The following is a 25,269-nucleotide window of genomic DNA, read 5'->3' on the forward strand; positions in this document are numbered from 1 at the left end:
TATGATAAAAACAAAATGTCCTGCTTCTTGTGGGGAACTATTCCAAGGATATATAAATGGGAGTAATAAATTGATTTCATATCCTATTAATCTTTTTTCTCACGTAACATTGGAAGAGGGATATTCAACTAAAGACAAATATCCTAAAGTTTATAAAGGTATTGAGAAAACTTTTAAATATTTTAAATATGGTTCAAAGAAAGATATTGGATTAAAAATAAACATTTCATCAGATATACCTAGAGGAAAAGGTATGGCGAGCAGTACGGCAGATTTAGCAGCTACCATATTAGCTACAGTGAAATACCTAGGAAAAGAAATAAAAGAGGAAGAAATAGCTAAAATATGTACAGAAGTAGAACCAACTGATAGCATCATATTTTCACAACTAACACTATTTGATTATATTAAAGGTGATTATATAAAAAAATACAAAGGAAGTTTAGGTTGTAGAGTTCTATGTTTAGAAGGAAAAGGATTTATTGATACTGTTTCTTTTCATAAAGCATTATCAAAGAGTGGTAGTAATGGGAGGTTAGAAGATTATAACAAAGCCTTAGAGTATATTGAAAAAGGTTTAGATAGTCAGGATATGATAAGTATAGGTAAAGGAGCAACTTTAAGTGCTTTTATAAATCAAAAATATTTATATAAGAAAAAGTTGCATTCTTTAAATTCTTTGGCATTAAAATGTGGAGCATATGGATTAAATATAGCTCATAGTGGAACTGTTATTGGGATACTATACAAAGAAAAATCATTTGATAAAGAGAGCTTTTTATTTCAACTAAACAATATTATATCTTTTAATAATTACAGTAGAATTATGGATTATGAAATTATCTCAGGAGGACCCAAATTTATTGAATAATAAGGAGAGATAAAAATGTCATATGTTAAAAAGCCTGCTTTAATAGAGGAAAAAAGTTTTGAAATTATTACGAAAGAATTAGGTGTTAGAAATTTTGATGAAAAAACAAGTAAAGTTGTAAAGCGGGTGATTCACACAACTGCAGACTTTGAATATGCAGATTTATTAGAGTTTCATCCCCTAGCTATAGAGACTGGTATTGAGGCACTTAAAAAAGGTGGAGATATATATACAGATACTCAAATGGTTAAATCAGGTATAAACAAAAGAAAATTAAGCGCATTGGGAGGAACGGTATGCAACTTTGTTCATGATGATGACGTAGTTAAGGAAGCTAGAGACAGAAGTATAACCCGGTCAATGGTAGCTATTGAAAAAGCTATAAAAAATGAAAATATTAGGATTTTTGCTATAGGAAATGCACCAACAGCTTTATTTACTCTAAAAGAGAAAATTGACAAGGGTATGCCTAAACCTGATCTTATTATAGGGGTTCCAGTAGGATTTGTAGGAGCAGCAGAATCAAAAGAAATAATAAAATCACTGGATGTACCCTATATCATAACCAAGGGAAGAAAAGGTGGAAGTACTGTTGCAGCTGCTATAATAAATGCTTTGATATATATGATATAGGTGGCTAATATGAATCATTTTGTAGTTAAGAATGGTAAAAAATTACGGTTTGGATATACTACAGGATCCTGTGCCACAGCAGCTGCTAAAGGTGCTGCCAGAATGTTGATTACAGGAGATAAAATAGACAAGATTCAGATATTATCACCTAAAGGTTGGACTTTAGATTTAGCATTACAAGATATTTATATTGAGGATAATATAGTACGATGCAGTGTTATAAAAGATAGTGGTGATGATCCTGATATAACCAACGGTATTAAAATATATGCTGAGGTTGAGAAAATAAATGAAGATAATATCTATATTTATGGTGGTATAGGAGTTGGGAAAGTAACTAAGCCTGGATTAGCTATTCCAGTGGGAGAATATGCTATTAATCCCACTCCAAGAAAAACAATTATTGATGGAGTATCTGAAGAATTACCAAAAGGAGTAGGGGTGAAAATAACGATTTCTATTCCAGAAGGAGTGGATATTGCAAAGAAAACTTTTAATCCTAAATTAGGAATAGAAGGAGGCATCTCTGTTTTAGGAACTACTGGAATTGTAGAGCCTATGTCTGAAGAGGCATTTAAGGATTCTTTGGAATTAGAGTTGTCGATGTTGAAAGAACAAGGAATAAAAAAAGTGATTTTTTCTCCCGGTAATTATGGACGGGATTTTCTTAATGAATTATCTATAAAGGAATACTCTCATGTGAAAACTAGTAACTTCATTGGATTCATGCTGGATAAAGCTGTAGAGTATGAAATAGAAGAGATTCTATGGATAGGTCATATAGGAAAAATGATTAAAGTGGCAGGAGGTATATTTCATACTCATAGTAAAATAGCAGATGGGAGAATGGAGATACTTGCCTCACGATGTGCATTAATAGGAGCTCCTCAAAGTTTAATACAAAAAATCTTCGAGAGTACCACAACAGATGAAGCCATTCAATATATAGTAGAAGATAATATGGAAGGAGTATTTTATGATATAGCTAATAAAATAAGCTACAATTGTGAGATGAGAACATATAAAGAAGTGAAAATTGGAACGGTAATTTTCTCTCGGGATCATGGGCTATTAAGCATGTGTTCTATTGCAAAAGAGATGTTGGAGGAATATGAAAATGAATAAAATTTATGTAGTGGGATTAGGTCCTGGTCATAGAGATTATATTCTACCTATAGCTAAAAAAATAGTTTTAGAATCGGATGTAATAATAGGAGCTAAGAGAAACTTAAATAATATAGATACTAAAGGCAAGGAAATATTTGATATATCACTAGGATTAAAGGAAATGATTGTATATATAAAAAACAATTGGGATATCAGAAAAATAGTAGTTGTAGTTTCAGGGGATACGGGATTCTATAGTTTATCAGATTATTTAAAAAGGAATCTAGATAATAGAAGAATTAAAATGATTCCTGGAATTAGTTCTCTACAATATATGTTTTCTAAAGTAGGAGAAAGTTGGGAAGATGCATACTTATGTAGCTTACATGGCAGAAATAATGACTTTTTAACTGCAGTTAAAGAAAATAAAAAGGTGGGAATATTGACCGATAAAGTTTGGAATCCTCAAAAGATTGCTAGTGAGTTAATAAAGAATAATATGAAAAGTAAGATAATGTATGTAGGAGAAAATCTATCCTATGAAACGGAAAAAATATATATAGGAAAGCCAGAAGAAATTGTTTGTTTAGAAGAAATTGACTTGAATGTGGTGGTGATATTAGATGAAATCATGTAGCTTTGGCATACCAGATGATAATTTTATAAGAGGAAATATTCCTATGACAAAAGAAGAAGTTCGTGCTATTTCTATTAGTAAATTAAGATTAAATAAAGAAGATAGAGTAGTAGATGTGGGGGCTGGAACTGGGGCTATATCAATAGAAATAGCAGCTTTTATTCCAAAAGGAAAGGTTTATTCAGTCGAAAAAAATACAGAAGGAACAGATCTTATAAATAAAAACAAGAAGAATTTTAATATTAGTAACATTGAAGTAATAGAAGGGTTGGCCCCTGAAATCCTTAAGAGTATAGGTTCAATAGATAAAGTGTTTATAGGTGGTTCATCCGGTAAAATGGATGAGATAATTATGTGGGCTAAGAAAAACTTGACTGATAAAGGAAGAATAGTTATAAATGCAATAACTTTAGAAAATGTATATAAGGCTATTACTTATCTTAAAAAGAATACATTTAAAAATATAGACGTTGTACATGTCAATATTTCAAAAGGAAAAAATATTGGAGATTTAACAATGATGATAGGACAAAATCCCATCTATGTTATATCAGCTTCAAAGGAGTGATATTATGGCAGGAAAATTTTATGGCATTGGAGTAGGTCCAGGAGACCCTGAATTACTGACTATCAAGGCTACAAAAATATTAAAGACAATAGACATTGTAATATGTCCAGAAAGTAAAAAGGGACAAGGTAGCATAGCACTTAATATTGCAAAGGATTACTTACCGGTGAATGTTGAAATACTGTATCTTAACTTTCCAATGACTTATGATGAAGAGATTTTGAATAAGGCTTGGAGTGATAACGCAAATACCATTTACACATTACTAAATAATGATAAAAATATTGGATTTCTTACATTAGGAGATCCTATGATTTATAGTACTTATATGTATCTTATTCCCCATTTAAAATTAAAACATATTAGTATAGAAACTATCCCAGGAATAACATCCTTTAGTGCTTTAGCTAGTAGAGTTAATATTCCTTTAACATCTGGCGAAGAGACACTAGGTATAATTCCATTAAGGAAGAATATAGAAGGATTGGAGAAGGCATTAGAGAATTTTGATAATTTAATTATCATGAAGCCTTCAAATGAACATGAACAGTTAGGTGAAACACTAAAGAATAAAAACCTTGAAAATAATTTTGTACTTGTATCTAAATGTGGAACAGTAGAAGAAAAAATTAGTTATGATATTAGAGATTTAACAGATAAAAAAGTACCTTATCTTTCTACACTAGTTATAAAAAATAGGGGGTTAAAATATGAATAATGTATATTTTATTGGAGCAGGTCCTGGAGATCCTGATTTAATAACTGTTAAAGGTAGAAATATTATTGAAAAGTCAGATATCATCATCTATGCAGGGTCATTAGTTAATAAGGAAATAATAGAATGTCGCAGAAAAGAAAGCACATTATACAACAGTGCTTCCATGACTTTAGAAGAGGTTATAAAAGTGATAGAAGAAGGCGTTAAGGAAGATAAATTAATAGCTAGAGTTCATACAGGAGATCCAAGTATATACGGTGCTATCAGAGAACAGATTGATTGGCTAGAAGATTTAGGAATATCTAGTAAAGTTATACCGGGAGTAAGTTCTTTTGTAGCATCAGCAGCAGCTCTAAATAAAGAGTTTACTCTACCAGATATATCCCAAACGGTTATTTGTACTAGACTAGAAGGTAGAACACCAGTGCCAGAGTCAGAGAGTCTAGATAAATTAGCTAGTCATAAAGCATCTATGGCTATATTTTTATCAGTTCATATGATAGATAATGTAGTTTCTAGACTTATGAAGCATTATGATAAGGATACTCCAGTAGCAGTAATTCAAAAAGCAACTTGGGATGATCAAAAAATAGTCCAAGGAAAGCTATCTAATATTTCAGATAAAGTGAAGGAAGCAAATATAAACAAAACAGCTCAGATATTAGTAGGAGATTTTTTGGGAGATAAATATAGTTTATCTAAATTATATGATGCAAGTTTTTCTCATGGATATAGGAAGGCAAAAAAGTGAAATTAGCTATTATTACCCTAACAAAGGGTGGGATAATACAAGCTAAGAGGATAAAGTCATATAAGAATAATGCTGATATTTATACTTTAGATAAATATTGTATAGAGGAGTTATATGCTATAGAAGGAAAGTTATCTGAGTATATGCCTGTTCTATTTGAAAAATATGATACTCTTCTTTTTATTATGGCTACAGGAGTAGTCGTAAGAAGTATATCTAAGCATATTAAACATAAAACCTTAGACCCAGCTATATTAGTTATGGATGAAAAAGGTAGGTTTATTATAAGTTTACTTTCGGGACATATTGGGGGAGCAAATGAAGCTGCACAATCCCTTGCTAATTTAATAGGAGCTCAACCAGTTATTACAACAGCTTCTGATGTAAAAGGAGTTATCCCGATTGATATGTTAGCTATAAGATTAAAGTGCTACATTGATAATATGGAGGATGCTAAGGATATTACTTCTTTACTAGTGAATGAAGAACCAGTAGGAATAGAAACAGATATTTCTATAGATCCAGAAATACTAAAAGGATTTATTTTAAAGAATCAAAAAGAGTTTAACAGTATAAAAGGAATAGTAAATATAACTAATAAGAAGGAAGTTAAATCATCATATAAAAGTGTACAATTAGTGCCTCAGAATATTGTAATAGGTATTGGGTGTAGACGAGGTATTTCTAGAAATAAAATATTAGAAGCTATAAACTTATCTATGAATGATTTGAATTTGCATATTAAAAGTATCAAAGCTTTAGCAACCATAGATGTAAAAAGAGATGAAATAGGGATCTTAGATGCAGCTAAATGTCTACATATTCCATTAACTATTATAGATAGAGATAGGATTAAGAGAATAGAAAGTAAATTTAACTCTTCAGATTTTGTTAGAAAAACTATTGGAGTTGGATCGGTTTGTGAACCTTGCGGATATATAGTAAGTAAAAAAGGAAAATGTCTTATGAGAAAAAAAGCATATGAAGGTATAACCATATCTATTTGGAAGGAGGAAATGAATTGAACAAGAATGGAAAAATTTATGTTGTAGGTATAGGCCCTGGAGATAAAAAGCATATGACCTTTAAAGCTGTAGAGGCTATTGAAAAATCTGATATAGTAATTGGATATAAGAAATATATAGAACTTATCGAGGATATGATAGATAGTAAAAAAATAGTATCATCTCAGATGAAAAAAGAGGTTGAGCGTTGTGAGAAGACTTTAGAATATGCAGAGGATGGGAAGGTAGTTGCATTAGTAAGTAGTGGAGATGCTGGTGTATATGGAATGGCAGGGATAATGATAGAGGTACTATTAAAGAAAAATAGTACAGTAGATATTGAAGTAATTCCTGGAGTTTCAGCAGCGAATGCATCAGCAGCTTGTGTAGGAGCTCCGATTATGCATGATTTTGCTACTATTAGTTTAAGTGACTTACTTACAGACTGGTCATTAATTGAAAAAAGAATACATTGTGCAGGTGAAGGTGATTTTGTTATAACTATTTACAACCCTAGAAGTAAAAAGAGACAAGAACAAATAGTAATATCAAGAGAGATTTTATTAAATTATAAAAGCAAAAGTACACCAGTAGCAATTGTAAGAAATGCGAAAAGAGAAGATGAAGAAATAGTTTTAACTGATTTAGAGCATATGCTAGATCATAATATAGATATGTTCACAACCCTTATAATTGGAAACTCTAAATCCTATATCAAAGGAGGAAAAATGGTTACTCCAAGGGGCTATAGAATATGATATTAGTTTTATCTGGAACTCAGGATGGTAGAGATATAGTGGTTAAGTTGCTAGAACAAGGATATAGTGTATTAGCTACAACTGCCACAGAATATGGAGGGAAACTCTTTAAAAACCATCCTATGTTAGATACTATATCCCAACGATTAGATGAAAATGACATGGAAAAAATAATAGATGAAAATGATATTAAAATTTTAATTGATGCTACTCATCCTTATGCCAGTGAAGCATCAAAAAATGCTATGAAAGCAGCTAATATTAAAAACATCTCTTATTTAAGATTTGAGAGAGAAAAGATTAATGTAAAAGGAATCAGGCGATTCTCTGATTATGATGAAATAATAAAATTTCTACAAAATAAATCAGGAAATATATTACTTACAACAGGTAGTAATAATCTAGATAAATTTAAAATAGTTCCTTTTAAAGAAAGACTATATATAAGAGTATTACCTACTCATAATGTTATAAAAAAGTGCAATGACTTAGGCTTCTTACCTAAACAAATATTAGGACTACAAGGACCATTCAGTAGTGAATTTAATAGAGCAATTTATGAGTTTTATAAAATAGATTATATTGTTACAAAGGATAGTGGTAAAGTAGGAGGTACTTATGAAAAAATCAAATCAGCTCTAGATATGAATGTAGAGGTACTTTTGATAAATAGACCTTCAATTAACTATACTAATGTAGCTACGAATATAGAAGATTTATTAAAAAGCATTAAAAATATAGGAGGAAAATTATAATGAAAAAAGGATTATTAGTGGTAGGACATGGTAGTAGATCTGATGCAGCAAAAAAAGGATTTAATGAAATCGTTGATATATTAAGAGGTAAAACTGATCAATATATTGTAAAGGGTGCATACATGGAGATAAGTAAGCCATTTATTCCAGATGTGGTTAGAGACATGGTAGAAGAAAATATTAAAGATATAGTGGTAGTACCTTACTTTTTATATGAAGGAATTCACATTAAAGAAGATATACCGAATATAATAGAAAAGCTAAATAACCAGTATAAAGATGTTGAATTTAGAATAGCTAATCCCTTAGGAGTAGAGCCTGTTCTAGCAGATATATTACTCCAAAGAGTAAAGGATATAGATTAATAATAGCAATATGGAGGTCTATGAAATGAAAATTGCAGTAGTTGGTATAAATCATGATACAGCAATAACAGAAGTTCGTGAAAAGGTTTCATTTACAGACACAAAAAAGATCGATATCACAAATTATTTATTAGATAATGGAGTCAAAGAATGTGTGATACTCTCAACTTGTAATAGAAGTGAAATTTACATAGCTGATACAGAAGATAATATTGATAAAAGTATAGAATCAGTAAAAAAAGTATATGAAGAGAAGGCAAAACCTGAAGAAATTAACAAATATTTATTTATCAAAGAGGATATAAAAGCTATATATCATTTATATGAAGTTACATCAGGATTGAAATCTATAGTATTAGGTGAAGATCAAATCTTAGGACAAGTTAAGGAAGCTCATTTATTAGCTATGGAGCTAGGGGGAAGTCAGAAAACATTAAATAAGTTATTCAGAGAAGCAATTACAACCTCTAAAAAAGTAAAAAATAAGTTAAAGATATCTGAGCATCCTCTTTCGATTAGCTATATTGGTGTAAAATTTTTGAATGAACATATTCAATTGAAAGGTAAAAAAGCTCTTGTCATTGGATTGGGTAAAATGGGAAAGCTATCTTTAAAGTACTTAATTAATGAAAACCTAAGTACTCTATATATGTCTAATAGAAGTCATGGTAAATTAGTTAATATTCAAGATGAATATCCTAATGTAATACCAATATCTTATGAACAAAGATATGAAATATTAAAAGAAGTAGACATACTGATAACTGCTACAGCTTGTCCTCATCATATTATATGTAAGGAAGATATGCCTAAACTAACGAAAAAATTATATGTTATGGATATGGCATTACCACGGGATGTGGATCAGAGATTATCACAGTTGGATTTTGTTAATCTTTACAATATTGATAATTTGAAAGAAATAGTTACTTTAAATGAAAGTAAGCGAAAAGAATTATCGGAAAAAGCTAAAAATATAATAGATCAAGATGTATTAGATTTTATCCAATGGCTCAAAACCTTAAAAGTAGATCCAATCATAAAGAATATGTATGAGAAATGTCAAGAAGTAGAGAAAGATACCATGGAATATATAAATAGAAAAATAGATCTAAGTAAAAGAGACAAAAAGATAATAGAGAAAATAATCAGTTCATCTTTCAAACGAATAATTAGAAATCCAGCTATTAAACTTAAAGAGATTGAAGACAAAGAAAAATTAGAAACATATATTAAAGTGATGGAAGAATTATATGGATTATAGAAGTCAAAGTTATTTATAGGTTAGGTACAAGCCCTTCCTTAGTAGATTATTAAAATAACAATTAGAGTATATATACTAAATATTATAATAAATACTTATTTTTATTAGGAGATATTAAAGAAAGGAGGAATTTATATGAAAATAGTAGTAGGATCTAGAGGTAGTAAATTAGCATTAACTCAAACAAAATGGGTCATAGATCAATTAAGGTATAAGTTTCCCTATGTAGATTTTCAAATAAAAATTATTAAAACAAAGGGAGATATAATACAAAATATTTCTTTAGATAAGATAGGAGATAAAGGATTATTTGTTAAAGAGATTGAGAATTCTCTTTTAAGTAAAAGTATTGATATGGCAATACACAGTATGAAGGATATGCCTTCTGTGACTCCTAAAGGATTAATATTTACAGGAATACCAAAGCGGGAAGATCCTAGAGATGCACTTGTTTTAAAAGAAGGATATAAAAGTTTAGAAGATTTACCTAAGGGAGCTCGTATAGGTACTGGAAGTAAAAGGAGAAAATATCAATTATTAAAGGTTAGACCAGACTTAGATATAGTTTCAATAAGAGGTAATATTGAAACCAGAATAGAAAAAATCCATACTGAAAACTTTCATGGAATTATATTAGCGGCAGCAGGCTTACATAGGTTGGGATTAAATAATAGAATCAGCATGTATTTATCACCAGAGGTTATTTTACCTGCTCCAGCTCAAGGTTCCTTAGCAATTGAAATATGCGATGAGCGTAAAGATATATATGATATGGTTAAAGAAATAAGTTGTAGAGAAACAATGATCCAAGTTAAAGCTGAAAGGGAATTTTTAAAGGGAGTAAATGGAGGATGTCATATACCTGTAGGAGCCTTATGTACAGTTATAGATGATAAAATAATATTAGATTGTATTTTTGGAGATGAGGAAGGTAACAAATTAGTTAGGAAGACTAAAGAAGGTAAAATCGGTGAGGAGCAAGCATTAGGTATAGAATTAGCACAAGCTGTGATTGAGGAGTTGACAGATAATGAAGGGTAAAGTTTATTTAGTAGGTGCAGGTCCAGGAGATTACAAACTAATTACATTAAAGGGCTTAGAAGCCATTAGAGAAGCAGATGTAATTGTATATGATAGATTAATAAATGAAGAACTCCTTAAAGAAGCTAAAAAAAATTGTGAAATGGTATATGTAGGTAAAAAATCAAATCAACATACTATGAAACAAGAAGATATTAATACACTTTTAGTAAAAGAGGCAAGAGAAGGTAAAATCGTAACTAGATTAAAAGGTGGAGACCCTTATGTCTTTGGAAGGGGAGGAGAAGAAGGTATAGTATTATATTCAAATAATATTGAGTTTGAAGTTGTACCTGGAATTACCTCATCTATTGGAGGACTTTGTTATGCAGGTATTCCTATAACTCATCGTGACCATGCATCCTCTTTTCATGTTTTTACAGGACATTTAAAAAACGATGATGAAGAACTTGAGTGGGATTCAATGGTTAAATTGAATGGTACCTTAGTATTTTTAATGGGGATGAGCAACCTTGAAAAAATAGTAAGTAGGCTAATAGAGTATGGAAAGGATCCTAATACGCCAGTTGCGATAATTAATTGGGCTACTACACCTAATCAATATACAATAACAGAAAGATTAGATCAAATATATCAACTTGCTCAAGAAAAGAATATAAAACCACCTAGTTTGATAGTAATAGGAGATGTAGTGAAGTGTAGGGAACAACTGAACTTTTTTGAAAATAAAACTTTATCATAGAAGTTTATAGATATACTAATTGGGGAGTTACTAAATACCTTATAGCTAATGGGGAGGGATAAAATGAAGATAATTAAAAGACCTAGACGTCTTAGATCTAATTCATTAATTAGGGAATTGATAAAGGAGACCCGGTTACAAGTAGAAGATTTAGTATATCCACTATTTGTAGTAGAAGGAGAAAACATAAAAAAAGAAATATCTTCTTTACCTGGAAATTATCATTTTTCAATAGATAAACTAATTGAGGAAATAGATGAGCTTGAAAAATTAGGAATTAAATATATAATGCTCTTCGGAATACCTAATAAAAAGGATGAAATAGGTAGCCAAGCTTATAGTAAAGATGGCATAGTACAGAAGGCCATAAGGAGTATAAAACAACGACATAAGGATATATACATTATTACTGACATATGTCTATGCCAATATACAGATCATGGACATTGTGGGATTTTAGAGGAAACTGGATATGTTAACAATGATGAAACATTAGAGTATCTGTCTAAGATAGCAGTAAGTCATGCTGAAGCTGGAGCAGATATGGTAGCACCCTCAGATATGATGGATGGACGAATAGGACATATGAGAAGAAAATTAGATGAAGATGGATATGTAAATTTACCAATAATGTCCTATAGCATTAAATACTCATCATCTTTCTATGGTCCATTTAGAGATGCAGCTCATTCAGCTCCATCCTTTGGTGATAGAAAGACTTATCAGATGGATCCAGCTAATCCTTCAGAAGCATTAAGAGAAGTGCAGCTAGACATTGAAGAGGGCGCAGACATAGTTATGGTAAAACCAGCATTAGCTTATTTGGACATAATTAGGAAAGTAAAGGATAAGTATGATGTTCCTATGGCAGCATATAATGTGAGTGGTGAATATGCAATGTTAAAAATGGCTATAAAAAATGATTTACTAAGTGAAGAAGCTATATATGAGTCACTTTTATCAATAAAAAGAGCAGGGGCGGATATAATAATTACTTATTTTGCAAAGGAAATAGCACAGAAATTAAAGGAGCGGTATTAATGAATTTTAAAAAATCTCAACAAGCTTTTAGTGAAGCAAAAAGATATATTCCAGGAGGGGTAAATAGTCCTGTAAGAGCATTCAAGTCAGTGGGATTAGATCCTATTTTCATTGAAAAAGCAAAGGGGAGTAAAATCTTTGATATAGATGGGAATTGTTATATAGACTATATTTGTTCCTGGGGACCTCTTATATTAGGTCATAGCAATGATAGAATAATTAAAGGGATTGAAGAAATTTTTGCTAAGGGAACAAGCTATGGAGTACCTACTGAAATAGAAACATCTATGGCGAAAAAAATAGTAGAAGCAGTCCCATCAGTAGATAAAGTAAGAATGGTAAACTCCGGTACAGAGGCTACTATGAGTGCCCTTAGACTTGCTCGGGCTTATACTAATAAAAATAAAATCATAAAATTTGGAGGATGTTATCATGGTCACTCTGATGGATTATTAGTTAAATCAGGATCTGGTACATTGACTTATGGAATACCTACAAGTCCCGGAGTAAACAGTACTGTTATAGAAGATACCATAGTATGTGAATATAACAACATAGATTCAGTAAAGAAAGCCTTTCGAGAGTATTCTAATGATATAGCTGCTATAATTGTAGAGCCAGTAGCTGGAAATATGGGAGTTGTAGAAGCAGATTTAGATTTTTTAAAATATCTTCGAGATATAACGAATGAGAATAAGTCTTTATTAATATTTGATGAAGTCATCACAGGTTTTAGATTAGCTTATGGTGGTGCTGGGGAAGTATATGATATAAAGCCTGATATAACATGCTTTGGAAAAATTATAGGAGGAGGACTACCAGTGGGTGCCTATGGAGGTAAAGCTGAAATTATGGATATGATAGCACCCCTAGGACCAGTATATCAAGCAGGCACTTTATCTGGCAATCCTCTAGCTATGCATATGGGATATAAGACAATAGAAATATTAGAAGAGAATCCTAAAATATATGAAGAACTTGAAAGAAAAGCTGTAAAGTTAGAAGAAGGATTTAAAGAGCATATAGCTAGTTTAGATATAAAGGCAACTGTAAATAGGGTTAAAGGTATGTTGTGCTTGTTCATGGGAGAAGGACCTATGGATAGCTATGATCAGGTAATGAAATCAGATACAGATAAGTATTCTATATTTTTTAGAGAAATGCTAAACAGAGGAATATTGTTCCCTCCAGCTCAATTTGAAGGATTGTTTTTATCCACTGAACATAGCGATGAAGATATAGAAAAAACTTTAGAATTTGCTTATGAGGCATTGAAAATAGCCTATAATAAATAGGGTATCCCACCGGGATACCCTATTTACCTTTATTATTTATCCTTCAACTGTTTCTAGGAATTCATCATAAGTCATCATCTTATCAATCATTCCTTCAGGAGTAATCTTTATTATACGATTAGCTACTGTATCTATAAACTGATGGTCATGGGAAGTAAATAATACATTACTCTTATAATCTTTTAGACCATTATTCACTGCTGTAATTGACTCAAGATCCAAGTGGTTTGTAGGTTGATCTAGAATTAATACATTGGCACTACTTAGCATCATTTTAGATAACATACATCTTACTTTTTCTCCCCCAGATAATACTTTAGCTTTCTTTAGAGCCTCTTCACCAGAGAATAACATTCTTCCTAGGAATCCTCTCAGATAGCTTTCAGATTGATCTTCAGAGAATTGACGCATCCAATCCACTAGGTTAAGATCTACATCATTGAAGAACTCTGAGTTATCCTTAGGGAAGTAAGCTGTAGTTATGGTTACACCCCATTTGAATTTACCGCTATCTGCTTCCATTTCTTCCATTAAAATCTTAAATAAAGTAGTGATAGATATTTCATCTCCAACAAAGGCAATTTTATCTCCTTTGTTTACTGTGAAGTTTACATTCTTTAGAATAGTTTCTCCATCAATAGTTTTATTCAGATCTTCTACCATTAATATATCATTTCCAACTTCTCTTTCTGGTTTAAAGCCTACAAAAGGATATCTTCTATTAGATGGCTGAATATCATCTATAGTAATCTTATCTAAGAGCTTTTTACGAGAAGTAGCTTGTTTAGATTTAGAAGCATTAGCACTGAAACGAGCAATAAAAGCTTTTAATTCTTTAACTTTTTCCTCTTGTTTCTTGTTTTGATCCTTCAGCATTTGCTGAGCTAATTGACTAGACTCATACCAGAAATCATAGTTACCTATATATAATTTGATCTTTCCAAAGTCTATATCACAGATATGAGTACAAACTTTATTTAAAAAGTGTCTATCATGAGATACAACTAAAACTGTACCATCAAAATTAATTAAAAATTCTTCTAACCAGTTTATAGACCTTATATCTAAGTGGTTAGTAGGCTCATCTAGGATTAGTATTTCTGGTTTTCCAAATAGAGCCTGGGCTAAAATTACTTTGATTTTTTCAGCACCAGTAAGTTCTTTCATTAGCTTATCATGATAGTCAGTACTTATTCCTAAACCTTGTAGTAATGAAGATGCTTCAGACTCTGCTTCCCATCCATTTAATTCAGCAAATTCACCCTCTAATTCTGCTGCTTTGATGCCATCTTCATCTGAAAAATCTTCTTTCATGTATATAGCATCTTTTTCTTTCATTATTTCATAAAGTCTAGAATTACCCATTATAACAGTCTCTAAAACAGAATACTCATCATAAATATAATGATCCTGTTTTAAAACAGACATCCTAGCTTCTTTAGGGATGCTCACATCTCCTGTATTTGGTTCTATTTCTCCTGACAAGATTTTTAAAAATGTTGATTTACCAGCACCATTAGCACCTATAACACCATAGCAATTTCCTGGATTAAACTTTAAATTCACATCTTTAAAAAGTTGTTGGTCTCCATATCTTAAACTTATATTAGTTACTGTAATCAAGTTATTATCATCCTTTACATAAAATTTCGCAATTACACAATATTATATCATAAGTTAGTAAATAGTAATAGATATGAGAAAAATATTGTTTCTAAATTTACTATATCTTTACATTTTGGATTCATAGTCATCTTCTGGGAAAGGAAGAGTCTTGTTTTATAGTTTTTGAGTTTGATTAAAGTGGGGCTAATATATTTAGCATAGAATAGTAGCTATTTTTCAAAAATGTTATAATATATAATTAGTGAAGAAATTTTAGGTTAACTATAAGATAAAGATAGTGAGAGGGGATAAAATGAATCTATTAAGTATTGAAAGTGTATCAAAAAGATATAGTGAAAAAGAGCTATTTAATAATATAAGTTTTGGAATAAATGAAGGAGATAAGATAGGTCTGATTGGTATCAATGGTACTGGTAAAAGTACTCTTTTAAAAATAATTACTGGAGAAGTAATACCTGATAGTGGAAGAATTATTAAAGGAAATAATGTTAGGATAGAGTATTTAAGTCAAAATCCATATTTTAATGAAGAAGCTACGGTATTAGAGCAAATTTTTGAAGGAAATTCAGAAATAATGAAAACTATCAGAGAGTATAATAAAGCCATTGATAATACCGACACTCCTAATGAAGATATAATAAAACTAAGTCAACAAATGGACACTAAAAATGCATGGGACTTAGAAAGTGAAGCTAAAGCCATCCTTACAAAATTAGGTGTATCGAACTTTAAAGCTAATGTAGGGAATTTATCTGGTGGTCAGAAAAAAAGAATAGCTTTAGCATCTGCATTAATAAAGCCTTGTGATTTACTTATATTAGATGAGCCTACAAACCATTTAGATAATGATTCTATTGATTGGCTAGAAGGATACTTAAATAATAGAAAGGGTTCTCTATTAATGATCACCCATGATAGATATTTCTTGGATAGAGTAGTCAATAAAATAATAGAGTTAGATAACACAAATCTATATGAGTATAAAGGGAATTATAATTATTTCTTGGAGAAGAAAATAGAAAGAGAAGAAATAGAAGTATCTCAAGAGAAGAAAAAACAAAGACTATATAATCAAGAATTAAAATGGATAAGAACAGGAGCTAAGGCAAGAACTACAAAACAAAAGGCTAGAATTGATAGATTCGAACAGCTTAAGGATGAAGAAGTAAATACAACAAAAGATAGAGTAGATATTTCTGTTGGTAGTAGAAGACTAGGTAAAAAGGTAATAGAAATAAATAATATATCAAAAAGCTATGGTGATAAAAAGATAATTGAAGATTTTAGTTATACAGTTTTAAGAGATGATAGGGTAGGTATCATTGGACCAAATGGAATGGGTAAATCTACTCTTATAAATATAATCACAGGAAAAGTAGTTCCTGACAAAGGAACAGTTGATATAGGAGAGACGGTAAAGATAGGAGTGTTTTCTCAAGAAACATATCATATCGATGATAGTTTGAGAGCTATAGAATATATAAAAGAAGGTGCTGAGTATATCAGTACAGCCGATGGAGATAAAATAACTGCATCACAAATGATGGAGAAATTTCTTTTCCCTGGAGATCTTCAATGGACTTATATATCCAAGCTCTCTGGAGGAGAAAAAAGAAGATTACACCTTCTCAGGGTTTTAATGGAAGCTCCTAATGTACTATTATTAGATGAGCCTACCAATGATATAGATATAGAGACCCTTACAATATTAGAGGATTATCTAGAAGGATTTCAAGGAGCGGTTATTTCAGTATCTCATGATAGATATTTTTTGGATAAGATGGCAGAAAAGATATTTGTATTTGAAGGAGAAGGAAAAATAGAACAATATACAGGTAATTATACTGAGTTTAAATCAAACAAAAAAATTGATACTCTTTTTGTGAAAAATGAAAGTATGACTAAGGAAAATAAAAAAGGTACCTCAAAAGATAGTAAAAAGAATCAAAAATCTCTAAAGTTTTCATATAATGAGCAAAGAGAATATGATGAGATTGATGATATTATAGTAGAATTAGAAGAAAAAATAGAAAATATAGAAGAAAAAATTTCAGAGACGACTTCTGATTATGTATTACTTCAAGAGTACTTAAAAGAAAAAGGGAGTTTAGAAGAACAATTAGATCAAAAAATGAAAAGATGGGTATATTTAAATGAATTAGCTGAAAAAATTGAAGAGGAAAAAAAATAAATAAAAATACCTTTTTTGAAAAAAACTATTACACCTATGTGGCTAAAATTTCATGTTTATATATTTTATATAATACACAAACTATATAAGAATCCCAAATTAATTAAGGAGGTCAATATATGAGAAAATTAGCCGAAGGTGAAATGCTATCTTTGACAGGATTGTTGAAAATGGAGAAGGATGGTTTAGCAGTATCTAAAGCTATGAGTAGTTTAATAACTGATGAAGATTTAAAGAAACAAGCAGAAGCTAGTATATTAGCGATGGAAGGTAGAGTGAAAGGTATTCAACAATTTATAAATGAAAATAATGTCACTCCAACCCAGGAGGTTAGATAATATGAATACATTTCTAAACAACAAAATAAAAAACAATATAAATATTAATGATGAAGTTATAATAAACAATATGTTAGCTAGTGGTAAAGGAACTGCAGATGCATATCTTAATGCTACTATGACTTGCGCTACTCCAGAGTTAAGAGCATTGTATGGATCTAGCTTAAATCAAATAGTTGGTGGTCATACTGCTTTAACAGAATTAGCTGTTAAAAAAGGTTGGGAAAAACCATATGATCCTGCAAGTCAACAGTTATCTTCTGCATATAACAAATCTCAATTAACTATGAAAAGAGAAGATTAATCAAAAGTTTTTAAGAGCCCTTATAATAAGGGTTCTTTTTATATGCTAAAAATATATTAAGTAATATATTTAGTTCTAAAAGAGTATTGGAAAAATATTCTTTATATGATATTATGTTTTCAGATTTATTTTTGTAAAAATAAGTCAGAATTTGACAATTAATAAAATGTTTTTACGTCTGAATTAAAAAATTATAATTAACTTAACAAAGGCAAACTTATTGAAAAATAAGGACGCAAAGCTATGGGTCTAAGGATAAATCTATGACTGCCAAGCCGCTAAGTTGGATGCTATTAATAGAAGATGGCTCTACTTAGAGCTATCTTTTTTATTTTGACAAACTCCTTAGCAAAATAATAAACAAAAGGGGAGAGAATAATGTTTAGAAATGTACTAATTAGTGGGGTAGGAGCTTATAACCCAGGAAAGGAAGTTAAGAATGAAACAATAATTAATCATTTTAGAAAGTATCAGTTAGATGAGCATGTAACCAACTTATTAGATAAATTGGGAAGAGATATAAGGAAACAAGCAGATGATAGTGAAAGTATGATAGGTATGGGAGTTAAAGCTTCAAAAGAAGCATTAAAGGAAGCAAAATTAAGAGCTGAAGATATAGATATGATTATATCGGCTACAGATACACCTCAATATTTGATGCCTTCTTGTGCTCTAATGATAAGAAATGAGTTAAAGGCTAGTAATGCTACTTCTGTATTTGACTTAAACAATAATTGTGTTGGTATGATAAGTGCTATAGATGTAGCTAGTAGATATTTAAAAACAGATAAGAAGTTTAAAAGAGCTTTAATAGTAGGTTCATTGCATGTAAGTCCTTTTGCTAAGGAAGATGATATGATTACATATTCAATAGTAGGTGATGGAGCTGCAGCAGTTATATTAGAATCAAAGGAAGAAGAAATAGAAAGAGGATTGTTAGCCACTCAAATGTTTACTGATGATAATTACAATGATACTATAAGGTTTCCAGAGTGTGGATTACATAATATAGTGGATGATAATTTAAAAGGATATGATAGAAAGATGCAATGGAAACCCTTTGATTTTAGTTTCCTTTCTGACAAATGGTCTGAATTAGTAGTTACGCTGTTAGATGAAAATGAATATAAACCAGAACATGTCTCTCACTATTTTATGTCACAATTTTCTAAAGATGATATAAAAGTAACTTTAGAAAAACTAGGAAATAATTATGAACAAGCTACATTTATAGCAGATAAATATGGATATACGGGTAGTGCTAGCCCTATAATGGCATTGAATGAAAGGTTAAAAAAAGAAAAATTTAAGGATGAAGAACTAATAGTTTTTTGTTCGGTAGCTGCGGGATATACCATGCAAGCCCTAAGCTATAAATGGTAATAAATAAATGTTAATGGAGGTATATAATGAGTGAGAGTACTAATACAATAATTGATTACCAAAAAAAGACTTTAAAATTTGTTTTAGTTATTTATTCTATAAGTGGTGCATTAGCCGCTATAACTTTTTCATTAATGAAATTTCTAGGATTATATAAAACAATCAAGTGGACAAGCATTGGGATCTTTTGGGGGCTAGTTATAACTGAGTCTATTGCTTTTTATTTGATGCATAGAAAAACTGTATATAATGGTACATTTGATACAAAAGACTTTAAGATCCTAAAGTATATGATATTTTTTATGACCTTTATAAATTATTTATTTTTAGTATTTATGGTTCCTTCAAAAGAGTTATGGATGAGTATATTTTATTTTATTATTTTGGGTGCTTTGTTTTTAGACGTTAAGTTAAATATTGCATTTATAGTAGCAGGTATTTTAAGTCAGATAGCAATATTTACTTTTAATACTAATACATTACCAGCAGAAGAAGTAATTATTCAGGAATTCATTATCAGGGCAATAGTAATAGGTCTTACTTCCTTTGGAATATTTATGTTCACTCTATTTGCATCTAGAGTATTAAATCAAATACAACAAAAAGAAGAAGATCTAAAAATAAACAATAAGAAAATTTCAGATATATTTAATAAGACTTCTGAATTTGCTGATACTTTATTAGATTCCAGTAAAATTGTTTCCACTATTGCAGAAGAAGAAAGTACCTCTATGCAAGAAGTTGCTTATACAAGTGATAATTTGCTCCATTCTAATAATAATATGTTAAATAAATCAAAAGAAAATACTAGAATTCTAGAAAATTTACTTTTAAATAATGAGAATATAACTAATAAAACTAAAAGTAGTGAAAATTTAGCACTAAATCTTATAGAGAAATCTAATAAAAATGAAATTTTATTAAATGAAGCATCAGGAATAATGAAAAAAATTAAAGAAAGTATAGAGTTTACCTTTGCTGCTACAACAAGTTTGCAGAATAAAGCAAAAGAAGTGGATGAGATATTACATATTATTGGAAGTATAGCAGAACAAACTAATTTATTAGCACTAAATGCTTCAATAGAAGCAGCTAGAGCTGGAGAATCAGGAAAGGGATTTGCAGTGGTAGCTAATGAAATAAGAAATCTTGCAGAAAGTACTAAAGAATCGTTAAATGATGTGTCTGGTATAACTACAGAGCTGAAAACTAAAATTTCTGATGTGGAAGATTTAATGACGAAAAATAATAGTCAGATAACAGAAGGAAATGATATAGTAGGAGACACAGTAGAGAATGTAAAAATAATGATAAATGATTTAAAAGATTTTGCAGAGACTATAAAAGATATTAATAATAAATCTGAGGATCAACTTAATAAAACTAGGGAAGTAGTTAGTTTTAATGAAAATATTTATGAAAACACACAAAATACTATCGCAGAGTTCAATAACCTAATGCATTCAATACAACAGAGTGCAGCTATGAGCCAAGAATTATCAGCAAATGCTGAAAGCTTAAATGACCTTGCAATTCAAATGAATCAGCTAATAAAGTAAGATACAGTTATATAATCCTTTAGAACATAATTATCTTATCAAGAATCTATTTAATTTTCTTATATTTGCTGAATATTTAAGTATCATATGTATAAGTTATCAGGTAAAGAAAAGACCTTCATAAATTTAAAATGTACCCAATAGAGTAGACAATGAAAAAAAGTCTACCCTATTGGGTATTTTCTTTTATAATGAAATAAAGATAAATGATAGGAGTTGAGAATTTATGAGTAATATAATTTTTAATGAAGAAGAGATTAAAATATTATCTCAAAATAAATATATTAAAAAAGTAAGTTCAAAATCTATAACTTATACTGATGAATTTAAACGTATTTTTATTTGCGAATATGAGAAGGGAAAGCCTTCTAGAGAAATTTTTGAAACCTACGGTTTTGATGTAAATATTCTTGGTATAGAACGTGTCAAATCTGCAGGTAAAAGGTGGCGCAAAGCATATAAAAATAATGGTGTATTGGGGCTCAAAGATACGAGGAAAGAGAAATCTGGAAGATTAAAAGAAAAAGAACTTTCGCTAGAAGAAAAATATGAACGTCTTAAAGCTCAAAACAATTTACTTAAAGCAGAAAATGAATTACTAAAAAAGCTAGATATGATAGAGAGGAGGTCGATAAAAAAGAAATAAAGTTATCTTCTAAACAAAAATTCATGCTTATTAATTTGATAGTTAAGAAATATAAACTGAAAAGTATGATTAGTTATTTGTGTAAAATATCAGGTGTATCCCGTTCTGGTTATTATAACTATTTTTCATTAAAATCTCAAAAATCAAGAGAACAAAGAAATAAGGAAGATAAAAAATTAAGAGATAATATTCTAAAAGCTTACAAATTTAAAGGTAGAAAAAAGGGTGCTAGACAAATAAAAATGACATTAGCAGACCAATTTCAAATCATCTACAACCTCAAACGAATTAGAAGGATTATGAAAAAGTTTAATATTATATGTCCCATTAGAAAAGCAAATCCATATAGAAGAATGATGAAGGCTACTAAGGAGCACCGAGTAGTTTCTAACTTACTAAATAGAGAATTTAAACAAGATGTACCAGGCAAAGTATTACTCACAGATATAACTTATTTATCTTATGGGAAGGGAAAACGAGCATATTTATCAACAATTAAAGATGCTTCTACTAATGAAATACTTAGTTACAATTTATCTACTAGCCTTGCTCTAAATATAGCTACAGACACAATCCATAAATTAATGCAGAACAAAAATATACTAATAGATTCTAATGCTTTTATACACTCAGATCAAGGTACTCATTATACAAGTCCAGTATTTCAAAACGTGCTAAAATCATATGGATTAGGTCAATCTATGTCTAGACGAGGTAACTGTTGGGATAATGCACCGCAAGAATCATTTTTCGGTCATTTTAAGGATGAGTCCTATATAAAATCTTGTAATACCTTTGAAGAATTGCAAGAAGAAATAGATCAATATATGATTTACTACAATAGATATAGATGTCAATGGGGATTAAAAAAGATGACTCCTGTTAAGTACAGAAATCATCTTCATAATGCCGCATAGTCTTTTTTTATTTGTCCTTGACTAAGGGTACATTTTAATTTATGAAGGTCTTTTCTTTTATAAAAGGTAAATTTAGTATTAATGTAGAATATATATCTAAAAGAGGAGGATGATGAGATGAAAAATCTTTCAAATAAAGCATTAAATAATGCAGAAGAAGCTATTAAAAAATTTTCTAGACCTTTAGTTAAAAGTATTTTTCAAAGTGAGTTTTATAGTGGAACTACTAAAAAGATAATAGAGGAATTAAAAAAATATCAGAATGAAGATGGAGGATTTGGTAATGGTCTAGAACCAGACTTTAGACTTCCAAATTCATCTCCAATGGCTACTTCTGTTGGATTGAGATTGTTATCTGACCTAGACTATTTAAAAGAAGTAAAAGAAATGATAAAAAAAGCTATAAACTATTTAGAGAAAACATTTGATAAAGATAGAATGGGATGGTTTGCAGTACCAAAGGAGGTTAATGATTACCTTCACACTCCCTGGTGGCATTATAACGAAGAAGAGGGCATGACAGTGATTGATAGAAATTGGGGAAATCCTTCTGCTGAAATAATAGCATATTTATATAAGTATAGAGAATATATTAAGACATTGGATATAGATGGTTTAGTGAAATACGGGATAGATTATATACAAAATAAAGAGAAATTTGATTCAGAAAATGAAGTTTTTTGTTATATCAAATTATATGAAGTTTTACCTGTTTCTTTACAAGAAGAGCTTAAAGAACCTATTGCTAAAGGGATAAATCAGACAATAGTATATGATGAAAATAGATGGTATGAATATGTACCTAGACCTTCAGACTTTGTAGATGATCCTAATAAATTTAGGTTTGGGATAAAAGAATCTCAAATACAAAAAGACTTAGATTATTTAATAAGAGAATTAGAAGATGAAGGTAAAATACTACCCCCTTGGGGAAAGTCCTTTTATACAGATGAATTCAGAGATGCGTATAATCATTGGATAGGAATATTAACTTTAAAAGCTTTAAAGAAACTTCAAAATCACGGAAGAATAGAATAGGAAGGTGATTTAAGGTGAACAATGGTCTAATTGTATTCTTTGGAACAGATAATCTAGAAGAAACAGATAAATTCTATAGAGGTTTATTGGGCCTCCAATTATATAAAGATCAAGGAGTATGTAAAATCTATAAAGTATCTGACAATTCGGGACTTGGCTTTTGTAATCATATAGAAAAAACAGTAAAGGATAAAAGTCCAATAATAACATTACTTACTGAAGATGTTGATGGGGTATATAATAATTTGGTAGACAAAGGATATAAAGTAGACAATCCTCCTGAGAAGAATGATAAATTTAATATATACCATTTTTTTGTAAAAGATAATAATGGGTATACAGTGGAGATTCAGAAATTTTTATAATAAATGATATTGATTTTATAAGAAAACTATGATAGATTTAAGACGAGAATTGAATAATGTTTAGGGGAGCCTGATTATAGGCTGAGAGTGGGATTAATCCCAGACCCTCATAACCTGATTTGGATAATGCCAACGTAGGGAGATAGAATAGTGTATATGCTATTTTAAAGGGATATATACATATTTATGATTATGAGGGAGCAAATTTTTTGCTCCTTTTTCTTTTTTTCAAAGGAAGTAAATGAACAATAATTTCTTTTGGAGAATAGAAGAATGATAGTCATAGCTCATCACCTAGGTGATGAGCTTTTTTTATACCTAAATAAGAAAGGAGGTAGACATATGATTGTAAATGGCAAAGAAATGGAGTTGGCTAATGGAATAACCATTTTAGATTTACTAGATAAACTAGAAATAGAACCAGATAAGGTAGTAGTGGAGGTAGATTTAGAGATTATTGATAAGAGTGAGTATAACAATAAAAAGTTAAGTAGTAATTCTAAAGTAGAGATAATTCGTTTTGTGGGAGGGGGTTAATATGGAAGTTTATATAAATGAAAAACCTAGAGATATTGCTAAAGGGACAATGCTATTTGATTTAAAAAAACAAATAAAAAAAGATTCAGATGTGATAGTGTATAACGGATTTATAGTAAAAGAAAATCTAGAACTAAAGGAAAAGGATAGAGTTGTATTCATCAAAAGAGGAGAAATACCATCAGAAGAGGATATGGAGGCTATGCTTGTATCTAGACATACTCCTTTAGTCCATGAAAAAGTTAAAGGTTATACTGTGGGCATTGCTGGATTAGGAGGATTGGGATCTAATGTAGCCCTTTCTTTAGCTAGATTAGGGGTAGGAAAGTTAGTTCTAATAGACTTTGATGTAGTTGAGCCTAGTAATCTAAATAGACAACAATATTTTATAAGACATATCGGCATGAATAAAACTGATGCCTTAGAAGAGTTAATCAATGAATGCAATCCCTTTGTAGAGATAGAAAAAAGGAAAGTATTCTTGGATGAAAATAATATAGAAGATGTGTTGAGAAATGTAGATATTATAGTAGAAGCCTTTGACAACCCAATGTCTAAAGCAATTATTACCAATACAGTATTAAGAGATATGAAAGATAAGAAAATAGTAGCTGCCTCAGGAATGGCAGGGCACTTTACAGGAAACACAATAGTATCAAGAAAAATAAGAGGTAACTTCTATTTAATAGGAGATGGAGAAAATGAAGCTAGACCAGGACAAGGGCTGATGGCTCCTAGAGTTGCCATAGCAGCAAATCATCAAGCAAACACTGTTTTAAGAATAATATTAGGTGAAGAATAAAGGGAGGATTATA

27 protein-coding genes and 2 riboswitches are annotated in these 25,269 nt (G+C 30.1%); of the genes, 26 read left to right on the top strand and 1 reads right to left on the bottom strand.

From position 1 onward, the window contains the following. The first annotated feature begins 1 nt into the window (after position 1). The 16 genes from GOQ27_RS08850 to hemL all read left to right on the top strand — a co-directional run bounded on the left by GOQ27_RS08850 (position 2) and on the right by hemL (position 13,550). Entirely contained in the window at positions 2-871 is an 870-nt protein-coding gene (locus tag GOQ27_RS08850; RefSeq protein WP_203366491.1) for a GHMP family kinase ATP-binding protein, read from the top strand. A 15-nt stretch (positions 872-886) separates the two neighbouring features. Then, the gene (locus GOQ27_RS08855; RefSeq protein WP_203366492.1) at positions 887-1,504 is read left to right on the top strand and encodes a precorrin-8X methylmutase; all 618 of its coding nucleotides are present in this window, start codon (positions 887-889) and stop codon (positions 1,502-1,504) included. A 9-nt stretch (positions 1,505-1,513) separates the two neighbouring features. Continuing rightward, complete coding sequence (cbiD, locus tag GOQ27_RS08860) at positions 1,514-2,629, top strand: cobalt-precorrin-5B (C(1))-methyltransferase CbiD (RefSeq protein ID WP_203366645.1); 1,116 nt, start codon at positions 1,514-1,516, stop codon at positions 2,627-2,629. After that, a complete protein-coding gene (gene cbiE, locus GOQ27_RS08865) occupies positions 2,622-3,248 on the top strand; it encodes a precorrin-6y C5,15-methyltransferase (decarboxylating) subunit CbiE (RefSeq protein ID WP_203366493.1) in 627 nt (208 codons plus the stop codon). The genes cbiD and cbiE overlap by 8 nt, the downstream gene beginning before the upstream one ends. Then, entirely contained in the window at positions 3,235-3,816 is a 582-nt protein-coding gene (cbiT, locus tag GOQ27_RS08870) for a precorrin-6Y C5,15-methyltransferase (decarboxylating) subunit CbiT (protein WP_203366494.1), read from the top strand. Before cbiE ends, cbiT begins: the two co-directional genes overlap by 14 nt. Positions 3,817-3,820: 4 nt before the next feature. Further along, on the top strand, positions 3,821-4,534 hold the full coding sequence (gene cobI, locus GOQ27_RS08875) for a precorrin-2 C(20)-methyltransferase (protein ID WP_203366495.1): 714 nt from the start codon (positions 3,821-3,823) through the stop codon (positions 4,532-4,534). Further along, on the top strand, positions 4,527-5,285 hold the full coding sequence (gene cobM, locus GOQ27_RS08880; protein ID WP_203366496.1) for a precorrin-4 C(11)-methyltransferase: 759 nt from the start codon (positions 4,527-4,529) through the stop codon (positions 5,283-5,285). Before cobI ends, cobM begins: the two co-directional genes overlap by 8 nt. Then, on the top strand, positions 5,282-6,310 hold the full coding sequence (gene cbiG, locus GOQ27_RS08885) for a cobalt-precorrin 5A hydrolase (RefSeq protein ID WP_203366497.1): 1,029 nt from the start codon (positions 5,282-5,284) through the stop codon (positions 6,308-6,310). The genes cobM and cbiG overlap by 4 nt, the downstream gene beginning before the upstream one ends. Next, positions 6,307-7,047 carry a precorrin-3B C(17)-methyltransferase gene (cobJ, locus tag GOQ27_RS08890; RefSeq protein WP_252187789.1) on the top strand — a complete coding sequence of 247 codons (741 nt, stop codon included), beginning with the start codon at positions 6,307-6,309 and terminating at the stop codon, positions 7,045-7,047. The genes cbiG and cobJ overlap by 4 nt, the downstream gene beginning before the upstream one ends. Next, positions 7,044-7,802, top strand: a complete 759-nt coding sequence (locus GOQ27_RS08895) for a cobalt-precorrin-6A reductase (RefSeq protein ID WP_203366499.1) — start codon at positions 7,044-7,046, stop codon at positions 7,800-7,802. The genes cobJ and GOQ27_RS08895 overlap by 4 nt, the downstream gene beginning before the upstream one ends. Further along, on the top strand, positions 7,802-8,167 hold the full coding sequence (locus GOQ27_RS08900) for a sirohydrochlorin chelatase (RefSeq protein ID WP_203366500.1): 366 nt from the start codon (positions 7,802-7,804) through the stop codon (positions 8,165-8,167). The genes GOQ27_RS08895 and GOQ27_RS08900 overlap by 1 nt, the downstream gene beginning before the upstream one ends. Before the next feature lie 25 nt (positions 8,168-8,192). Further along, positions 8,193-9,431 carry a glutamyl-tRNA reductase gene (hemA, locus tag GOQ27_RS08905; RefSeq protein WP_203366501.1) on the top strand — a complete coding sequence of 413 codons (1,239 nt, stop codon included), beginning with the start codon at positions 8,193-8,195 and terminating at the stop codon, positions 9,429-9,431. Between the two features lie 135 nt (positions 9,432-9,566). Next, a complete protein-coding gene (gene hemC / locus GOQ27_RS08910; protein ID WP_203366502.1) occupies positions 9,567-10,472 on the top strand; it encodes a hydroxymethylbilane synthase in 906 nt (301 codons plus the stop codon). Continuing rightward, positions 10,462-11,214 carry a uroporphyrinogen-III C-methyltransferase gene (gene cobA, locus GOQ27_RS08915; RefSeq protein WP_203366503.1) on the top strand — a complete coding sequence of 251 codons (753 nt, stop codon included), beginning with the start codon at positions 10,462-10,464 and terminating at the stop codon, positions 11,212-11,214. Before hemC ends, cobA begins: the two co-directional genes overlap by 11 nt. 63 nt (positions 11,215-11,277) lie before the next feature. Further along, a complete protein-coding gene (gene hemB / locus GOQ27_RS08920) occupies positions 11,278-12,255 on the top strand; it encodes a porphobilinogen synthase (protein ID WP_203366504.1) in 978 nt (325 codons plus the stop codon). After that, complete coding sequence (hemL, locus tag GOQ27_RS08925; protein WP_203366505.1) at positions 12,255-13,550, top strand: glutamate-1-semialdehyde 2,1-aminomutase; 1,296 nt, start codon at positions 12,255-12,257, stop codon at positions 13,548-13,550. Before hemB ends, hemL begins: the two co-directional genes overlap by 1 nt. 36 nt (positions 13,551-13,586) lie before the next feature. On the opposite strand, the gene GOQ27_RS08930 is transcribed toward hemL, so the two are convergent. Further along, positions 13,587-15,173: an ABC-F family ATP-binding cassette domain-containing protein gene (locus tag GOQ27_RS08930; protein ID WP_203366506.1), complete on the bottom strand. Its 1,587-nt coding sequence runs from the start codon at positions 15,171-15,173 to the stop codon at positions 13,587-13,589. Positions 15,174-15,468: 295 nt separating this feature from the next. Between GOQ27_RS08930 and GOQ27_RS08935 the strand changes: the two genes are divergently transcribed. The 10 genes from GOQ27_RS08935 (at position 15,469) to thiF (ending at position 25,256) form a co-directional block, all read left to right on the top strand. After that, positions 15,469-17,367 (top strand): ABC-F family ATP-binding cassette domain-containing protein, encoded by a 1,899-nt coding sequence (locus GOQ27_RS08935; RefSeq protein ID WP_203366507.1) that lies wholly within the window; start codon positions 15,469-15,471, stop codon positions 17,365-17,367. A 119-nt stretch (positions 17,368-17,486) separates the two neighbouring features. Continuing rightward, on the top strand, positions 17,487-17,705 hold the full coding sequence (locus GOQ27_RS08940; protein WP_203366508.1) for a hypothetical protein: 219 nt from the start codon (positions 17,487-17,489) through the stop codon (positions 17,703-17,705). 1 nt (position 17,706) lies between these two features. After that, positions 17,707-18,009, top strand: coding sequence for a spore coat protein (locus GOQ27_RS08945; protein ID WP_203366509.1), 303 nt, complete (start codon positions 17,707-17,709; stop codon positions 18,007-18,009). Positions 18,010-18,209: 200 nt separating this feature from the next. Beyond that, positions 18,210-18,292: riboswitch (cyclic di-GMP riboswitch) on the top strand. A 95-nt stretch (positions 18,293-18,387) separates the two neighbouring features. Beyond that, the gene (locus GOQ27_RS08950) at positions 18,388-19,392 is read left to right on the top strand and encodes a ketoacyl-ACP synthase III (RefSeq protein ID WP_203366510.1); all 1,005 of its coding nucleotides are present in this window, start codon (positions 18,388-18,390) and stop codon (positions 19,390-19,392) included. Positions 19,393-19,418: 26 nt separating this feature from the next. After that, positions 19,419-20,951 carry a methyl-accepting chemotaxis protein gene (locus GOQ27_RS08955; protein ID WP_203366511.1) on the top strand — a complete coding sequence of 511 codons (1,533 nt, stop codon included), beginning with the start codon at positions 19,419-19,421 and terminating at the stop codon, positions 20,949-20,951. A 226-nt stretch (positions 20,952-21,177) separates the two neighbouring features. Next, positions 21,178-22,514 (top strand): IS3 family transposase gene (locus GOQ27_RS08960; protein ID WP_203366512.1). Its coding sequence is split into 2 segments (ribosomal slippage): positions 21,178-21,565 and positions 21,565-22,514, totalling 1,338 coding nucleotides; the frame shifts between segments, so codons are not numbered across the junction. A gap of 117 nt (positions 22,515-22,631) precedes the next feature. Then, complete coding sequence (locus GOQ27_RS08965) at positions 22,632-23,552, top strand: prenyltransferase/squalene oxidase repeat-containing protein (RefSeq protein WP_203366513.1); 921 nt, start codon at positions 22,632-22,634, stop codon at positions 23,550-23,552. A 14-nt stretch (positions 23,553-23,566) separates the two neighbouring features. Continuing rightward, positions 23,567-23,917 (top strand): VOC family protein, encoded by a 351-nt coding sequence (locus tag GOQ27_RS08970; protein WP_203366514.1) that lies wholly within the window; start codon positions 23,567-23,569, stop codon positions 23,915-23,917. 52 nt (positions 23,918-23,969) lie between these two features. Beyond that, positions 23,970-24,076, top strand: a riboswitch (TPP riboswitch). 183 nt (positions 24,077-24,259) lie between these two features. Continuing rightward, the gene (gene thiS / locus GOQ27_RS08975) at positions 24,260-24,454 is read left to right on the top strand and encodes a sulfur carrier protein ThiS (RefSeq protein WP_203366515.1); all 195 of its coding nucleotides are present in this window, start codon (positions 24,260-24,262) and stop codon (positions 24,452-24,454) included. A 1-nt stretch (position 24,455) separates the two neighbouring features. Next, positions 24,456-25,256, top strand: a complete 801-nt coding sequence (gene thiF / locus GOQ27_RS08980; RefSeq protein WP_203366516.1) for a sulfur carrier protein ThiS adenylyltransferase ThiF — start codon at positions 24,456-24,458, stop codon at positions 25,254-25,256. Positions 25,257-25,269 lie beyond the last annotated feature (13 nt).

The organism is Anaeromonas frigoriresistens (assembly GCF_016820655.1).
In the GTDB taxonomy this organism is placed as follows: Bacteria; Bacillota; Clostridia; order Tissierellales; family SIT17; genus Anaeromonas; species Anaeromonas frigoriresistens.

Bases quoted from the DNA above. Each gene is read 5' to 3' on its own strand.
- GOQ27_RS08850 (WP_203366491.1), top strand. From the start codon at position 2: ATGATAAAAACAAAATGTCCTGCTTCTTGTGGGGAACTATTCCAAGGA.
- GOQ27_RS08855 (WP_203366492.1), top strand. From the start codon at position 887: ATGTCATATGTTAAAAAGCCTGCTTTAATAGAGGAAAAAAGTTTTGAA.
- cbiD (WP_203366645.1), top strand. From the start codon at position 1,514: ATGAATCATTTTGTAGTTAAGAATGGTAAAAAATTACGGTTTGGATAT.
- cbiE (WP_203366493.1), top strand. From the start codon at position 2,622: ATGAATAAAATTTATGTAGTGGGATTAGGTCCTGGTCATAGAGATTAT.
- cbiT (WP_203366494.1), top strand. From the start codon at position 3,235: ATGAAATCATGTAGCTTTGGCATACCAGATGATAATTTTATAAGAGGA.
- cobI (WP_203366495.1), top strand. From the start codon at position 3,821: ATGGCAGGAAAATTTTATGGCATTGGAGTAGGTCCAGGAGACCCTGAA.
- cobM (WP_203366496.1), top strand. From the start codon at position 4,527: ATGAATAATGTATATTTTATTGGAGCAGGTCCTGGAGATCCTGATTTA.
- GOQ27_RS08895 (WP_203366499.1), top strand. From the start codon at position 7,044: ATGATATTAGTTTTATCTGGAACTCAGGATGGTAGAGATATAGTGGTT.
- GOQ27_RS08900 (WP_203366500.1), top strand. From the start codon at position 7,802: ATGAAAAAAGGATTATTAGTGGTAGGACATGGTAGTAGATCTGATGCA.
- hemA (WP_203366501.1), top strand. From the start codon at position 8,193: ATGAAAATTGCAGTAGTTGGTATAAATCATGATACAGCAATAACAGAA.
- hemC (WP_203366502.1), top strand. From the start codon at position 9,567: ATGAAAATAGTAGTAGGATCTAGAGGTAGTAAATTAGCATTAACTCAA.
- cobA (WP_203366503.1), top strand. From the start codon at position 10,462: ATGAAGGGTAAAGTTTATTTAGTAGGTGCAGGTCCAGGAGATTACAAA.
- hemB (WP_203366504.1), top strand. From the start codon at position 11,278: ATGAAGATAATTAAAAGACCTAGACGTCTTAGATCTAATTCATTAATT.
- hemL (WP_203366505.1), top strand. From the start codon at position 12,255: ATGAATTTTAAAAAATCTCAACAAGCTTTTAGTGAAGCAAAAAGATAT.
- GOQ27_RS08935 (WP_203366507.1), top strand. From the start codon at position 15,469: ATGAATCTATTAAGTATTGAAAGTGTATCAAAAAGATATAGTGAAAAA.
- GOQ27_RS08940 (WP_203366508.1), top strand. From the start codon at position 17,487: ATGAGAAAATTAGCCGAAGGTGAAATGCTATCTTTGACAGGATTGTTG.
- GOQ27_RS08945 (WP_203366509.1), top strand. From the start codon at position 17,707: ATGAATACATTTCTAAACAACAAAATAAAAAACAATATAAATATTAAT.
- GOQ27_RS08950 (WP_203366510.1), top strand. From the start codon at position 18,388: ATGTTTAGAAATGTACTAATTAGTGGGGTAGGAGCTTATAACCCAGGA.
- GOQ27_RS08955 (WP_203366511.1), top strand. From the start codon at position 19,419: ATGAGTGAGAGTACTAATACAATAATTGATTACCAAAAAAAGACTTTA.
- GOQ27_RS08965 (WP_203366513.1), top strand. From the start codon at position 22,632: ATGAAAAATCTTTCAAATAAAGCATTAAATAATGCAGAAGAAGCTATT.
- thiS (WP_203366515.1), top strand. From the start codon at position 24,260: ATGATTGTAAATGGCAAAGAAATGGAGTTGGCTAATGGAATAACCATT.
- thiF (WP_203366516.1), top strand. From the start codon at position 24,456: ATGGAAGTTTATATAAATGAAAAACCTAGAGATATTGCTAAAGGGACA.